Origin of the sequence: Spirillospora sp. CA-294931 (genome assembly GCF_050946795.1) — a bacterium.
Taxonomy (GTDB): domain Bacteria; phylum Actinomycetota; class Actinomycetes; order Streptosporangiales; family Streptosporangiaceae; genus Spirillospora.
Map to the genome: position 1 here is coordinate 4,697,710 of NZ_CP192006.1, position 13,488 is coordinate 4,711,197.

The window sequence follows — 13,488 nt, forward strand, 5'->3', positions numbered from 1 at the left end:
TAGGTCTAAACATACACTCCGAGGAGAGGCACGTGACAACAGACCCCAGTCCAGAGGACGGCGGCGGCCATCTCGTCCACGAGATCGCCGCCGCCTGGGAGCGGGAGCGTCCCGGCACGCCGGTCTCCTCGATCCGCATCGTCACGCCGATGTGGCAACTGGCCAAGCTCTTCGGTGATGATCGGCGCTCGGTCCTCGCTCGCGCCGGGGTGGACGCCGCCACGCTTGACCTGCTCAGCGTCCTGCGTCGAAGCGGCCCCCCGTACACGCTCAGCACCCGGGAGCTCAGCCAGCGCTCCCTGGTGACGGCGGGAGCGATCTCGCAGCGCGTCGCCCGCGCCGAACGCGAGGGCCTGGTCAAGCGCCACCCCGCCCAGGGGCGTCCCCGCGCTGTGCAGGTCACGCTGACCACCTCCGGGCACGAGGTGGTCGAGGCGACCGTTGACCAGGTGCTCCACCGGGAGGCCGAACTGATCAGCGGCCTCACACCCGACCAGCAGTCCCAGCTCGCAGAGTTGCTCTGCGTTCTTCTCCAGCAGGTTCAGCAACGCGTCGACGACGACCGGATGACGCACGTCGGCCAAGACTGAGTCCCTCAAGGCTTATTCGAATTGTCACCGTGGCCGGACCACGAAAGCGACCGTTCCACACCGCGAGGTGATCAGGAATGCCGAGCGATGACAGGGCCCGGCCGAAATCGTGGACTGAGGAAACTGAGCCCGGAGGCAAAACGGGCGGTCCGCGCCGCGGCGGCGGAGGACCGGGACGAGGCCGACGTCCTGATGCGCACGACGCGCGAACTGTCCGCGGACCAGCGCGCGACGCTGCGGTCCGTCGGGGCGACCGTGCGGACGGTCGCGGGCGATGTCTCGACTGCCCGCGTCCCGGTCGGCGGGCTTGAGGCGCTCGCCCGTCTCGATGCCGAGATTCGGCGTGTGATCAGGTCTTGAGCCCGGCATGGATAGCGGTTTCAGTATCGAAGGCGACGAGGACGTCGTCGGTGCCCAGATGGAATAGGCCGCTCGATGGATCACCCGCTGAGCGTCCGGCGGCGATCCAGACCTGACCGGTGGCGGTCCGCAATTGGACGGCCTCGGGGATGTGGATCGCAGGGCCGTATTCTTGATCGCTCCACAGGATGTGGCAGGACTCGATCGGTGTGGCGATGATGCCGGCCCACAAGGGATGGTCTGTGGCCGAGATGCGAGCGGAACCGCCCGGATTGCCGATGTTGAGGAGGAAGTCACTCATCGGGGCCCGGTAGAGCTCAAGGCCGTAGAGGCCGAACGTGTGGTTCCAGGTTGCCGAGTAGGTGACGCCCGGATCCATGGTCAGTTCGATGCCCATGGTGGGTTCGTGCCAGGTGCCGTAGTCCCATTCGTCAGGCGTGATGCCTTCGTCGCCGGTCATGAGAACGAAATAGTCGACGGTGAGAACCGTCCCTCCACGTAGGCCGGCGACCAGCCGTTCGTAGCTCTCTACCGTCAGCTTCGGCGCGGAGTTCACGGGGGAATCATGCCAGGAGGGCACTGACCTGGCTAAGAGGCTGAGCCCATGAGCTGGTTGGTGAGAGCACTGTCAGGTCCAAGCGTCGATCCGTGCGCAACTGGATCACCCCATAGGGGCAGGTTGGTGTGGAACAGCGGGGTCAGGCCGCGACGATCCCCTCATCGGTCAGCTCGTTCTACAGGTCGCGTTGGAACTGGCCTACCGCAGTGATGACCTGGGTCGGCCGCCTGACAGCGGGGCCGCCTCGGCACGACGTCCTCACCGGCTTCCTCGACAGCACGGAGTACAAGAACACCAACGTCCCGCCCGACGGGGTTCGTCGAGTCGCTCTACAAGAAGCTTCTCGGACGCGACCCCGACCCAGGCGGGCAGAAGTATTGGGTCGACCAGCTCGCCAGCGGCACGGACGCCGCCGACGTGGCCCGCAGTTTCCTCCTCTCCGAGGAGTACTCCACCCAGCGGTACGCCTCGCTGCTCAGCCGGGCGCCCGACTCCGGCGGCCTGGCCTACTGGGTGAGCGGGGTGTCGAACGGCACCGCGTTCCAGAAGATCCAGAACGGCTTCCTGACCTCCGACGAATACCGTGCCCGTTCCTTCATCCGCTTCTGAGTCCAGCGCGAACGATCAATGCGAGGCCGCCGAGACCCGCGCAGTGCGTCACATGCCGGCAATGAGCTTGTCGACACGCTCGTCCACCGAGCGGAACGGGTCCTTGCACAGCACCGTGCGCTGCGCCTGATCGTTCAGCTTCAGATGCACCCAGTCGACGGTGAAGTCGCGGCGCTTCTCCTGCGCCTTGCGGATGAACTCGCCGCGCAGCCGGGCCCGGGTGGTCTGCGGCGGCACCGACTTGGCCTCGAAGATCTCCAGATCGTTCGCCACCCGCTCCACCGAACCGCGCTTCTGCAACAGGTAGTACAGCCCGCGGTCACGGTGCACGTCGTGATAGGTCAGGTCGAGCTGAGCCACGCGCGGAGACGACAGCGGCAGATCATACTTGCGGCGGTACCGCTCGATCAGCTGGTACTTGATCACCCAGTCGATCTCCCGGCCCACCAGGTCGAGGTCGCCGGTCTCGACCGCTCGCAGGGTCCGCTCCCACAGGTCCAGGACGCGCATCGTCACCGCGTCGCCACCGCGACGGTCAACGAAGTCCTTGGCCTTGCCGAAGTACTCCTTCTGGATCTCCAACGAACTGGCCTCACGGCCGTTGGCAAGACGCACCTTGCGACGACCCGTCATGTCATGACTGACCTCGCGGATCGCCCGGATCGGGTTCTCCAGCGTCAGATCACGCATCACGACCCCGGCCTCGATCATCCGCAACACCAGATCGGTCGCCCCGACCTTCAACAGCATCGTCGTCTCACTCATGTTCGAGTCACCGACGATCACATGCAACCGGCGGAACCGCTCGGCATCGCCGTGCGGCTCGTCGCGGGTGTTGATGATCGGACGCGAACGCGTCGTCGCCGACGACACGCCCTCCCAGATGTGCTCCGCACGTTGCGACACGCAGTACACCGCCCCACGGGGCGTCTGCAGCACCTTGCCCGCACCACAGATGATCTGCCGCGTCACCAGGTACGGGATCAAAGCGTCCGCCAAGCGGCCGAACTCGCCCTGGCGTCCAACGCAATAGTTCTCGTGGCACCCGTAGGAGTTACCGGCTGAGTCAGTGTTGTTCTTGAACAGATAGATGTCCCCGGCGATGCCCTCCTCCCGCAGACGCCGCTCGGCGTCCACCAGGAGACCCTCCAGGATCCGCTCACCGGCCTTGTCGTGCGTCACCAGATCGATGACGGAGTCGCACTCCGGCGTGGCGTACTCGGGATGACTGCCCACATCCAGATACAGCCGCGCACCGTTGCGCAGGAACACATTGCTGCTACGACCCCACGACACCACACGACGAAACAGATAGCGCGCCACCTCATCGGGTGACAACCGCCGCTGCCCACGAAAGGTGCAGGTGACGCCGTACTCGTTCTCAAGCCCGAAGATGCGCCTGTCCACACCGCGAGCGTATGCGGCCCAACGCCCAGTTGACAGTCCCCCGAGCCCCTGTTCCATCGCGGCAGAAGACCGAACGACGCTGCCGCGTGAGCCGACCGCCTGCCACCACCGTCTTAAGCCTGCGCCGCAAGCACGGCCGGCACCGAAGATCGGTGGGCCCGATTCGGCGGGTCTACATGCAGCTTTCCTACGCTGTTACCACGCAGCGGGACCAGGCCGACCCTGAGGACGCCAGCACGGTTCAGCGGATTCCTGGTGCTCGGGGCGTTCGATCGCCACGGTGGGCAGGAGCCGGGCGAGGCGATCGGGCATCCACCAGGCGCGCGCTCCGAGAAGTTGCCTCGCGGCCGGGACGATGAGGCAGCGGATGAGGACGTCGGAGTAGGAGGCGGTGTCGGTCACCACGGTCTCGGGGCGCGGGCCGCCGTCGATGGTGTGGATGGTGTCCAGGATGAACAGCGAGTCCCGTTGCATACCGGGCACGACCCGGCCGCCGATGCCAACAGTTTCTCGCGCGGTACCACCCGCTCGATCTTGTTCCACACCTCCCCAGCGACACCATGCGGTCCTCGGTCGCCTGCGGGATCTTCCCCGCCTCGTCCACCCGCACGTCGGTGTTGGCGGCCAGGCGCCCGCCGACCTCCTCCAGAGCAGCCTCCAAGGAGCGCGAGTGCTCGCCGAGCAGCGCATCCGGGTTCGCGGGGAGGCTGAGCGCCGTGAGCGCGTCGGGCCGGATCGCCGCCCACTGGGCACCCACCAGCAGCTCAGCTTGCGGGGTGCGTCACTTGCTGGAGGCATCGGCGTAGATCTCGCGGCGCTTCAGCCCGCGCCAGAACCGCTCCAGCACGTGCTGGCTGCTGCCCGCTGAAGCCGGCGACCCGGTCGGGCTGGGGCCGGGGGGCGTCGTCTTCCTCCGTGAGGGGAGCGAGCACGGTCTGACCGACACCACTGATTGACTTGGCTCCGGAACGCCAGGACCCATCGTCGCCGATCGGCCGGGTGCACGTGGACGGGCCGGGCGCGGAGGCGATCCCGCTCCGCAGCGCCTACCAGCTCGATCGGACGCGGTCGCATCCGCTGATGCGGGAACTCTGCCCGGACTCGTCCACCTGCCCGTCCGGCTGGCCAAGCGGGCCGTGCTGGGGCATCTGGTCAGTCTGCTCGCCACCGAGCTCGACCTGCGACGTCCGGGCAGCGACGGCATCGTGTTCCCGCTGGTCGACGCGATGCTCCTCTACATCCTGCGGGCTTGGCTGGACGAGCGCAGCGACCCGGCCCCGTCCGGGTGGGCGGGAGCGCTCGCAGACCCGGCGGTCGGCCAGGCCCTGCACGCCATGCACGCCCGTCTCGCACATCCCTGGACGGTCGAGCAACTGGCGGCGGTCTGTCCCGGTTGGTATTCGCCCAGCGCTTCACCACCCTGGTGGGGCAGCCGCCGATGGCCTACCTGACCTCGTGGCGGATGACCGGCGCGGGCCGCATGCTCTGCGAGTCGCACACACCCCGCTCCGGGCCGTGGCCGAACAGGTCGGCTACACCTCCGAGTTCGCCTTCACCAAGGCGTTCAAGCGTGAGTTCGGCCTCCGACCGGCCAGCTACCGGCGCGGACATGCACACCAGCGTGTTGGACGCGGATCGCGCTCCTCGCCCGGCTGATCCGCGTTCTGTCGAGGGCGGCGGTCATGTCTGCCTCAGTAGCCGGTCGACCAGCCCGGCGATGTAGTCCGGGGTGAGCGGGCCCGCGCCGAACAGGACGCGGATGTACATCGGGGCCATGATGTGGTCGAGCACGCCCAGCGCGTCGGGTGGACGCTCACCGCGTTCGCCGGCGCGGTCGAGCATGGCCTGCACGAACCGGGTGCGTTCGGCGAGAAAGTCGTCACGCGCCCGCAGGCCCCGTTCGCCCCTGTTCGACAGGGCGACGGTCAGGCGCAGCACCGCCAGGCCGTCGGGTCCCGTGATCTCGCGCGCCACCTGGGCGGCGTAGGCATGCAGGTCACCGGCCAGGCTCCCGGTGTCGGGCATCGGCGACTGCGCGTTCAGGCGGGTGAGCGCCACGTCGGTGAGCAGGGCCTCCAGGGTGCCCCACCGGCGGTAGACGCTGGTATCGGCCACGCCCGCGCGGGCCGCGACGTCACCGACCGTGAATTCGCCGTAGCCGCGCTCGCCGACCAGGTCCGTGACGGCCTGGTGCACCGCCGCCCGGACACGGGCGCTGCGCCCGCCGGGCCGCCGCACCGTCGCTCTCTCCTCCATGCCCCCACCTTAGTGCAGCTCGCAGTTGCGTTTACGGGCCTCACTGGCTAGGTTCCTAAAGCAGCAACCAACTGCTTTAGGGGGAATGATGACGTCTGCACCGCCGGTGACCGCGCCGAACCGGGTGGCGCTGCTCACGGTGACCTGCCTGGGGCAGTTCATGGTGTTGCTCGACAACACGATCGTCGGCGCGGCGCTGCCCGACATGCAGGAGCGGCTGCACACCCAGTTGACCGGGCTGCAATGGATCGTCGACGCCTACGTGCTGCTGGTCGCCATGCTGTTGCTGTCCGGCGGCGTCTTCGCCGACCGCTTCGGCCGCAAGAGGATGTTCCTGGCCGGCGTCGTGGTGTTCACCGCCGCGTCCGTCCTGTGCTCCGCCGCGCCCTCGATCGGCTGGCTGATCGTCGGACGGGTGCTGCAGGGCATCGGGGCAGCGGCGCTGAGCCCCGCCTCGCTGACCCTGCTCGCCGCCGCGTATCCGGTTCCGCAGGAGCGGGTCAGGGCGATCGGGCTGTGGGCCGGATTCAGCGGAATCGGCCTGGCCGCCGGACCAGTGGCCGGTGGCGTCCTGGTGGAGGCCTTCGGCTGGCCCGCCATCTTCCTCGTCAACGTGCCCGTCGGCGCGGTCCTGCTGGTCGCCGGCCTGCGCGCGCTGGACGAGTCCCGCAACCCGAGCGCCCCGGCGATCGACGTCCCGGGAACGGTCCTGTCCGTCCTGGGCGTGGGGGCGCTCACCTACGGGCTGATCGAGGGCGGCTCCCGTGGCTGGACCTCGCCTGTGATCCTGAGCAGCCTCGCCGCCGCGTCCGTGATCCTCGCCGTCTTCGTGGTCGTCGAAGGGCGCGTGCCGGCACCGATGCTGCCCTTGCGGCTCTTCCGGCAACGGCTGTTCACGGTCTCCAACACGGCGATGACCGTGGTCGGTTTCGCGCTCATGGGCTCGTCGTTCTTCTTCTCCCAGTTCTTCGTCTACGTCCAGGGCAGCTCGATCCTGCGAGCCGGGGTGCAGACCCTGCCCGCCGCGCTCGCGATGGTCATCGTCAGCCCGTTCGCGGGCCGGTTCGCCGCCCGGTACGGCTTCCGGATCATGGTCACCATCGGCCTGTCGCTGGCCGGGCTGGGACTGCTGGCCCTGGGCTTCGTGCACGCCGACACCGGCTACACCAACGTGTGGTGGCGGCTGGCCGTCGTCGGTATCGGTTTCGCCCTGACCATGTCCCCGCTGACCGGCGCCGCCATCCAGTCGGTCAGCCCGCAGGAGGGCGGCCTGGCGTCGGGCGTCAGCAGCACCACCCGGCAGATCGGCGCGGTCCTCGGCGTGGCGGTGCTCGGAGCCGTCGTCCGCACCCGGGAGTCCGGCGGCGCCACCTTCGAGGAGGGACTCAACAGCGCCTTCGTCGTGGCCGGCGTCGTCACCTTGGCCACAGCCGTGTTCACGGGCCTGTGGCTGATCAGGAGCACCGAATCGTCACGGTCGGCCAGCCCAGCCTCGCGCGTTCATGAAAACACCACCAGTCACTGATGCGACCACGGGCCCCGGCAGCAATCACCGAAATCCAACAATCATGGGGCCATTGCCCTCCTCTACGCGGGAGCCGTGATGGGGGCCGCGGCCGTCACTTGGTTCATCCAGCGCTGAGTGGATAACTGCCCACCCGCGTACGTGGTGGTGCGCCGCGACGACGCCCCAAAGACTCGCCCCCGCGCCCTGGACGACACCGACGTCCCCCTGTCCGCGCGTAAGGGAAAGGGCGGCGTCCGGTCCGGCAAAAGCGAGACATCCCGTGAGGTTCCGCTCCTGGATGGCACCGCACACTCTCCCCACCGATCAGTAGGGGGACGCTGAGCTGGGCTAACTCAATCGCGTGTACTGGGTGACAGCAGTCCGACTGGTGACAGCCGTTCCGCGCCGCAGGGTGTGGACAGGTCCTGCTCCACCGTCGCCCACCGGCGGGCCCCGTGGCGCGTTGGCCTCTCTTGCTACCCGCCGCTGGTGGGGCGACTGCCGCTGTGTTCGGCCTCGGCGCGGGCGGCCCGTTCGCGTTGCGCATCGGTCTCCGCGCGGGCGGCGGCCAGTTCGGTGCGCAGGCTGTCCTGCAGCGCCCGGATAGCCGCCAGCTCGGCCTGCCGGTCGGCGGCCAGACGGCGCGCGTCCTCGCCGGCGGTCTGGGCGGCCTGCAGTTGGGTGGTGAGGTCGGCGATGCGCCGGTCGCTGTCGGCCTTGGCCTGCTCGCTGGCGTGCCGGGCGGTGTCCAGGGCGGCTTCGGCGGCCTGGGCGCGGGCCTGCTGGGTGCGGATCTCCCCCTGCGCGGTGGCCAGGGCCTCGCGGGCGGCGGCCAGCGCCTGCTGGGTGCGGGTGTGCTCGGCGCCGAGCAGCTCGAGTTGCTCGGCGTGGGTCTGCTGGGCCGCGCGGAAGCGGGCCTGGTCGGCCTCGTGGGCGTGGCGCAGCTCGCGCAGTTCGGCGATCTTGCTGTCGCGGAGGGTCTCGGCGTCGGCCTGGGCCTGCTGGGCCGCATCGCGCAGTTGCCGGTAGGCATCCACGCTCGCGGCGGCGTCGGCGCGGGTCTGCGCGGCGGCTGCGGCGTCGCGGGCGGCGGCGGCCTCGGCGGCCCGCTGCGCGGTGGCGGCGTCGGCGGCGGCCTGGTCGGCGCGGCGCTGGGCGAGTTCGGCGGCCTCGGCGCGAGCGTCGGCGTCGGCGGCGGCCTGGCGGGCGGCGGCGGTCTCGGCCTCAGCCCGGTTGACGCGGGCGAGCGCGCCCTGCTGGGCGGCGGTGAGCTCGTCCTGCAACGCCGTCAGCTGCGCGGCCAGGTCGGCGATCGCGGCCGGGACGGTGCGGGCGAGCGCCTCGGCGCGGGCCAGCGGCTCCTCGACGGCGGCGGCGTCGGCGGCGCGCCGGTCGCGGCTGGCCTGGTCGGCGTGCGCCTTGCTGCAGTACTTGGCCGGCCGCCCGCGCCGCGCCGGCGGCAGCTCCAGCTCGCACCCGGCCAGCGCGCACGTGCCGCGGCCGGGACCATCGCCGGCGCCCTCTCCCCCGGCAGCGTCCTGTCCGCCAGCCGGGTCCTGTCCGCCAGCGGTGTCCTCGACACCGGCGCCGGCCGCCGCGACCACGCTGCCGCTGTCGAGGCCGTCGGCGGTGCCTGCGGCGTCTGTGGTCCCTGGGGTGCGCGGAACCTGCGCCGGGATTTGCGCACCGGCCTGGTCGTCGGTCTCCTGGCTGGTTATTTCGCTGCTCACCCGCGCAACCCTAGCGATCTTTTCGCGCTCAGGCACGCGTATCGCTTATCGCGCGTCGCGAAACGCGGAATAATCTGTCAGCCGAGGCTCCGGGATAAGGACGCTTATCCTGGTGTTCCCTCCCCCGCGTCTCTCTGGACGTGCGGTTCTGCAAGGTTCTGTCCTGCGAGTTCGTCACTAGGTGTCAGTGGGGCGTCATGCGGCGGCAGCACGGGGATGGGGTTCCTGCGCCATCAGTAGCCCCGTGACTACGACGGGTCCCGGTAGCGCTGACGAAACTTCGGTCGGATATAGCCGTGACCTGCGGTTATGTCACAGCGTGGGGCCTCATTGCGCTGCCGGGCGGGGCTACAGGCGGGACCGGCTTCTGCCGTGAGCGTTGGGCGTGCGAGACGGTCCTCCGAGGTGCTCCTCAGGCTGCGGCTTGGGGGGCCTGCTGGTGCTGGTAGGTGAGGATGGTGACCCCGGAGCGCAGTGTTTTCACATCAGCGAGTTGGAGGGTCGTTGCGGTGAAGCCTTCGGGGAACAGGCGTGTGCCCTGGCCGAGAACCATGGGGAAGACGGAGATCTTAAAGGTGTCGACCAAGTTGTGACGCATCAGGGTGCGCATCAACGTGGCGCTGCCGTACATGACGATGTCTTTGCCGGGGCGCCGCTTGAGTGCGGTGAGGTTCTCGGCGACGTCGCCCTTGATGAGGGTGGCGTTCCACTCCAGCGGTTCGCGCAGGGTGGTGGAGGCGACCAGCTTCGGCATCTTGTTGATCACGCCCAGATACTCACCGGTGTTGCCGGACCACGCTCTGGACAACAACTCGTAGGTCACCCGTCCGCACAGGAAGGTGTCGGCCGCGGCCAACTGGTCTACGGCGTCGCGTACGGCTTCCTCCGTAAAGTGCGGGCCGGCCCACCCGCCGAAGTCGGATTCGCCGAATCCGCCTGGGTCTTGCATCACGCCGTCCAAGGTGACCAACGTCGCAGCGTGCAATTTCCTCATGATCGTCCTCCAGCATGCGCGGAAAGGGTGGGCGGCAACGCGAACCTCGTGACCAGGTCTGGGGCACCGAACGCCGTGATGCGGGCGATGCCGACCGCGGTGACGGTGAGCACGGCGACTCCATACGCGTGGTAGGCGCCATCGCCGCCAAGGTGGTATGAGGCCGCGGCGGGCTGGCCATTCGCCGCGGTGGCGATCATGCGCCAGTCACCGGTCGCGCCGACGGCTTGCCTGAGGAAGGGGACGCAGTATTGGCGACCCGAGAACCAGGTGGCCGCCGGTGGGAACTCCAACGCGGCATCGGCGCGCAGCAGCCGTTCGAACGCCGCGCCGTCCGCGTTTTCGAACGCCGCGATGTAGGCCTCCAGCAACGCGCGCTGCTCGACATCGGGGGAAACGGCTCGCTCGACGGCCGGGGAGGCTTCGTCGAGGCGAGCGCGAGCGCGTTGCAGGGCGCTTTTCACCGCCGCCGTGGTGGCCCCGAGCATCTGCGCCACCTCCGGCGCCGAAAACCCCAACACCTCACGCAGGAGAAACACAGCGCGTTGCCGCGGCGCCAGATGCTGCAAGCACGCGACCAGCGCCAGGCGCAGGCTCTCCCGTGCGACGGCGGCCGCAGCCGGATCCTCAGACGTCACCAGCGCGTCCGGGATCGGCTGCAGCCACCGCACGTCTGCCCCGGCCGCCCACACCGGCGCGTGCGGATCCTGACCAGGCGGGCCCAGCCCGGACGGCAGCACCCGCCGGTCGGGCCCCCGCAGCGCCGACAGGCACACGTTGGTCGCGATCCGGTACAACCAGGTGCGCAACGATGAGCGGCCTTCGAAGCTCTGGTGCGCCCGCCAGGCGTTCAGGTACGTCTCCTGCACCGCGTCCTCGGCCTCATCCACCGAGCCCAGCATCCGATAGCAATGCGCTATCAGCTCCCCGCGGAACGGCTCGGCTCGCTCAGCGAACTCCCCGGGCACACTCTTCCCGAGCTTCGTAGGCGTCATCTCGCTCCTTTGCCACCGCAACGGATCGCTCAGACCGAGATCACCCCCCGGACGCGGCGGTGGCATCATCCTGAAGTCCCAACTTGGGCCTCGCCCATCCGGCCAGCCGCCGGATCGCCTCATCCGCCTGGGACGCCCGGCCGGCGCCGAGCTGGAATGTGTGCTGCTGCCCCTCGAACACATCCAGACGCGCCTCAACGCCCGCTTTGCGGGCATGTTCGGCGAGACGGCGAGCGTCGTCAAGCAGCGTCTCGTCCCCGCCAACCTGGATGTACATCGGCGGCAACCCGGTCAGATCGGCATACAGCGGGTTGGCGTACGGGTCTTGTACGTCACCGTCCTCACCCAGGAACATTCCGATCAGCGTCTGCGTCATCTGCGCGTCGTTGAGCAGCGCGTCCTTGTCCCGGTTGGCCACCATCGACTCCCCCCCGGCCTCCATGTCCACCCAAGGCGACAGCGGCATCGACGCCGCGGGCAACGGCAGGCCCTGCGCGCGGGCAAGCAGCATCGCCGTCACCGCGAGACCGCCGCCCGCCGAGTCTCCCGCGAACGCGATCCGGTCAGCCGCCAACCCCTCCTCCAGCAGCCACCGGTACACCACGACCGCGTCGTCGACCTGCGCCGGATGCGGATGCTCCGGGGAACGACGAAATCCCGGGATCAACGCCCTCACACCCATCTCCTTGGCCAGGTGAGCGAACATCTTGCGGTGCGTGTAGATCGAGCATGTCGCGAAGCCGCCCCCATGCAGACACAGCACCACCCGATCCTGCGCACAGCCCTTCGGGACCACCCACAGCGCCGGTACCCCAGCCGCCTCGACCTCCAGGTAGTCCACCCCGCCCGGCTCACCCGTCACGTCGCCGTAGTGCTCCACGACATCCCGCCAGTGCGCCAACGACATCCCCGGCGATATCTCCCGCCCCAACGCCTCGAAATGCGCCTTCACCACATCCGCCTGACCGTTCGACACTCCGGCACCCCTCTCCGATCGACCAACGTCCGTACGGAAATACAGACGCGCCATGGCCGAAAAAGGAATCGCCGCAGCGTCGATCACCCGTCTCGGGACTCAGCCGGGAGACGGAATCCGCTCCTGCGACGGACACGACGGCATGACAGTCCAGACTGCCCGAAATCCGCATCGGATGATCTTGAAGCTCGACTAGGCCCGCCACCGCCGGCGCGACGTGAGGTCGCACGTGATGAGTGAGTACGTCGAAGGAGTGGCGGCAGTGATCAACACCCGGCCGAGAACGCACACAGCAGCAGGTAGCAGCCTTATCCGACCGAGATTTCGTCACTGCCACCGAAACCCCGGGTGACACGGCCACGGCGTCGGCGCTGTTCACGGCTCTGCCGTGGCCTGATCGGCATCCATACCAATGCGTCCTGCCAAGTGCTGGACGACCGGACCGAGGGCTTTGCCGTTGGTCGACACGCTCCCCTTCCGTCGACACCGCTCCGGTCGGCGCCGTGAAGGTGTCGGGTTTAGGGCCATTTGCCGACAGGTCCGGTGCCCGGGGTTTACTCGGCGCCGATCTCGTCCTCGTCCAGTTCGGGCGCGTCCGGGTCGCGTAGGGGCCGCAGGCCGCCTCCGGTCGGGTTGGGAGGCGGTGAAGCTGTAGCAGCCGAGCACGTTGAGGTTGCGGTGCTTGAGCTCGGAGAGCCGGGCGACGTCCTCGCCCCGGATCTCATGGCCGGCGGCGCGGAGCTGGGCGACGGCGGCGTCGATGTACCGCGTCGTCCACAGCACCACGGCGTTCAGCACGAGGCCGAGCGCGCCGAGCTGGTCCTCCATCCCGTCGCGGTAGGCCTGGTGGATGGTGCCGCGCTTGCCGTGGCACACGTCGCGGGCGAGTTCGTGGCGGGACTCCTGGCCGGTGAGCTGCCGGTTCATCTGCCGGCGGTAGGTGTCGTCGACCGGGTCGACCACCCGCAGCAGGTGCTCGGTCTTGGCGATTTGCCCGTACTCGGCGAATGCCTGCCCCAGTGGGTTCGGGCGGCCCTCGCGGCCGAACATGCGCAGCAGGTCGTAGGCGCGGACCTGTTTGGGGACCAGGGAGCCGGCCACCCGCAACAGAGCATTCTCTCGATCCGGCCGCGCAGCCAGCCCAGGGTTTGCGGCTCCCGAGCGCACCAAGACCCGCGACGTTCAGCTTCACTCGGCCGCTGTCGGTCGTCTCGATGCTGAACTTCGCGGCCGGCCCCGCCTCCGCAAGGCGTTCGGCCAGTAGTTTCCAGCCTGCGTCCAGGCCCCGCACCAGCTCCGCCAGGTGCTCCTTGACCGGCATGTCCAGGCTCAGGCCCGCCAGGACGCCCTCGCGCACGGCTTCCCACTCGGCGCCGTCCAACAGCCGCGCGCGTGGGTCGGACCAGCGGTGGGAGGGCGAGGCGAACACATCGCGCCGGTTCACGGCCCGGTGTAACTGCTCCAGCACGCACACCACGTAAGCGTCGCGATCGACGGCACCCTGA

Annotated in this window: 13 protein-coding genes and 2 pseudogenes; 6 read left to right on the forward strand and 9 right to left on the reverse strand. The window is 69.1% G+C overall.

Annotated features, from left to right (window positions below; translation table 11 throughout):
• The first annotated feature begins 32 nt into the window (after positions 1-32).
• On the forward strand, positions 33-590 hold the full coding sequence (locus tag ACQPY4_RS21145) for a MarR family winged helix-turn-helix transcriptional regulator (protein WP_433323151.1): 558 nt from the start codon (positions 33-35) through the stop codon (positions 588-590).
• 87 nt (positions 591-677) lie between these two features.
• Entirely contained in the window at positions 678-950 is a 273-nt protein-coding gene (locus tag ACQPY4_RS21150) for a hypothetical protein (protein WP_433323153.1), read from the forward strand.
• Here ACQPY4_RS21150 and ACQPY4_RS21155 read toward each other — a convergent pair.
• Positions 940-1,506, reverse strand: coding sequence for a hypothetical protein (locus ACQPY4_RS21155; protein ID WP_433323155.1), 567 nt, complete (start codon positions 1,504-1,506; stop codon positions 940-942). The genes ACQPY4_RS21150 and ACQPY4_RS21155 overlap by 11 nt on opposite strands.
• Positions 1,507-1,827: 321 nt before the next feature.
• Between ACQPY4_RS21155 and ACQPY4_RS21160 the strand changes: the two are divergent.
• A pseudogene (locus tag ACQPY4_RS21160) lies at positions 1,828-1,953 on the forward strand (DUF4214 domain-containing protein); the annotation flags it as partial.
• On the forward strand, positions 1,927-2,118 hold the full coding sequence (locus tag ACQPY4_RS21165; RefSeq protein ID WP_433338970.1) for a DUF4214 domain-containing protein: 192 nt from the start codon (positions 1,927-1,929) through the stop codon (positions 2,116-2,118). The pseudogene ACQPY4_RS21160 and the gene ACQPY4_RS21165, both read left to right, overlap by 27 nt.
• A gap of 48 nt (positions 2,119-2,166) precedes the next feature.
• Here ACQPY4_RS21165 and pafA read toward each other — a convergent pair whose 3' ends face one another.
• Both pafA and ACQPY4_RS21175 read right to left on the reverse strand, forming a co-directional pair.
• Positions 2,167-3,525, reverse strand: a complete 1,359-nt coding sequence (pafA, locus tag ACQPY4_RS21170; RefSeq protein ID WP_433323157.1) for a Pup--protein ligase — start codon at positions 3,523-3,525, stop codon at positions 2,167-2,169.
• A 195-nt stretch (positions 3,526-3,720) separates the two neighbouring features.
• A complete protein-coding gene (locus ACQPY4_RS21175; protein ID WP_433339250.1) occupies positions 3,721-3,999 on the reverse strand; it encodes a hypothetical protein in 279 nt (92 codons plus the stop codon).
• A 662-nt stretch (positions 4,000-4,661) separates the two neighbouring features.
• Between ACQPY4_RS21175 and ACQPY4_RS21180 the strand changes: the two genes are divergently transcribed.
• Positions 4,662-4,976, forward strand: a complete 315-nt coding sequence (locus ACQPY4_RS21180) for a cupin domain-containing protein (protein WP_433323159.1) — start codon at positions 4,662-4,664, stop codon at positions 4,974-4,976.
• 229 nt (positions 4,977-5,205) lie between these two features.
• Here the strand turns inward: ACQPY4_RS21180 and ACQPY4_RS21185 are convergent, their stop codons facing one another.
• Entirely contained in the window at positions 5,206-5,781 is a 576-nt protein-coding gene (locus tag ACQPY4_RS21185; protein WP_433323161.1) for a TetR/AcrR family transcriptional regulator, read from the reverse strand.
• Positions 5,782-5,869: 88 nt separating this feature from the next.
• Here ACQPY4_RS21185 and ACQPY4_RS21190 point away from each other — a divergent pair, with 88 nt between their 5' ends.
• Positions 5,870-7,306 (forward strand): DHA2 family efflux MFS transporter permease subunit, encoded by a 1,437-nt coding sequence (locus tag ACQPY4_RS21190; protein WP_433323163.1) that lies wholly within the window; start codon positions 5,870-5,872, stop codon positions 7,304-7,306.
• Positions 7,307-7,764: 458 nt separating this feature from the next.
• Here ACQPY4_RS21190 and ACQPY4_RS21195 read toward each other — a convergent pair whose 3' ends face one another.
• The 5 genes and pseudogenes from ACQPY4_RS21195 to ACQPY4_RS21215 form a co-directional block, all read right to left on the reverse strand.
• On the reverse strand, positions 7,765-9,018 hold the full coding sequence (locus ACQPY4_RS21195) for a hypothetical protein (protein ID WP_433323165.1): 1,254 nt from the start codon (positions 9,016-9,018) through the stop codon (positions 7,765-7,767).
• A gap of 412 nt (positions 9,019-9,430) precedes the next feature.
• The gene (locus ACQPY4_RS21200; RefSeq protein ID WP_433323167.1) at positions 9,431-10,012 is read right to left on the reverse strand and encodes a dihydrofolate reductase family protein; all 582 of its coding nucleotides are present in this window, start codon (positions 10,010-10,012) and stop codon (positions 9,431-9,433) included.
• Positions 10,009-11,007 (reverse strand): sigma-70 family RNA polymerase sigma factor, encoded by a 999-nt coding sequence (locus ACQPY4_RS21205; protein WP_433323169.1) that lies wholly within the window; start codon positions 11,005-11,007, stop codon positions 10,009-10,011. The genes ACQPY4_RS21200 and ACQPY4_RS21205 overlap by 4 nt, the downstream gene beginning before the upstream one ends.
• A gap of 40 nt (positions 11,008-11,047) precedes the next feature.
• Positions 11,048-11,983, reverse strand: a complete 936-nt coding sequence (locus tag ACQPY4_RS21210) for an alpha/beta hydrolase (protein ID WP_433323171.1) — start codon at positions 11,981-11,983, stop codon at positions 11,048-11,050.
• A 554-nt stretch (positions 11,984-12,537) separates the two neighbouring features.
• Positions 12,538-13,093 (reverse strand): annotated as a pseudogene (locus ACQPY4_RS21215) (Tn3 family transposase); the annotation flags it as partial.
• Between the last annotated feature and the right edge of the window lie 395 nt (positions 13,094-13,488).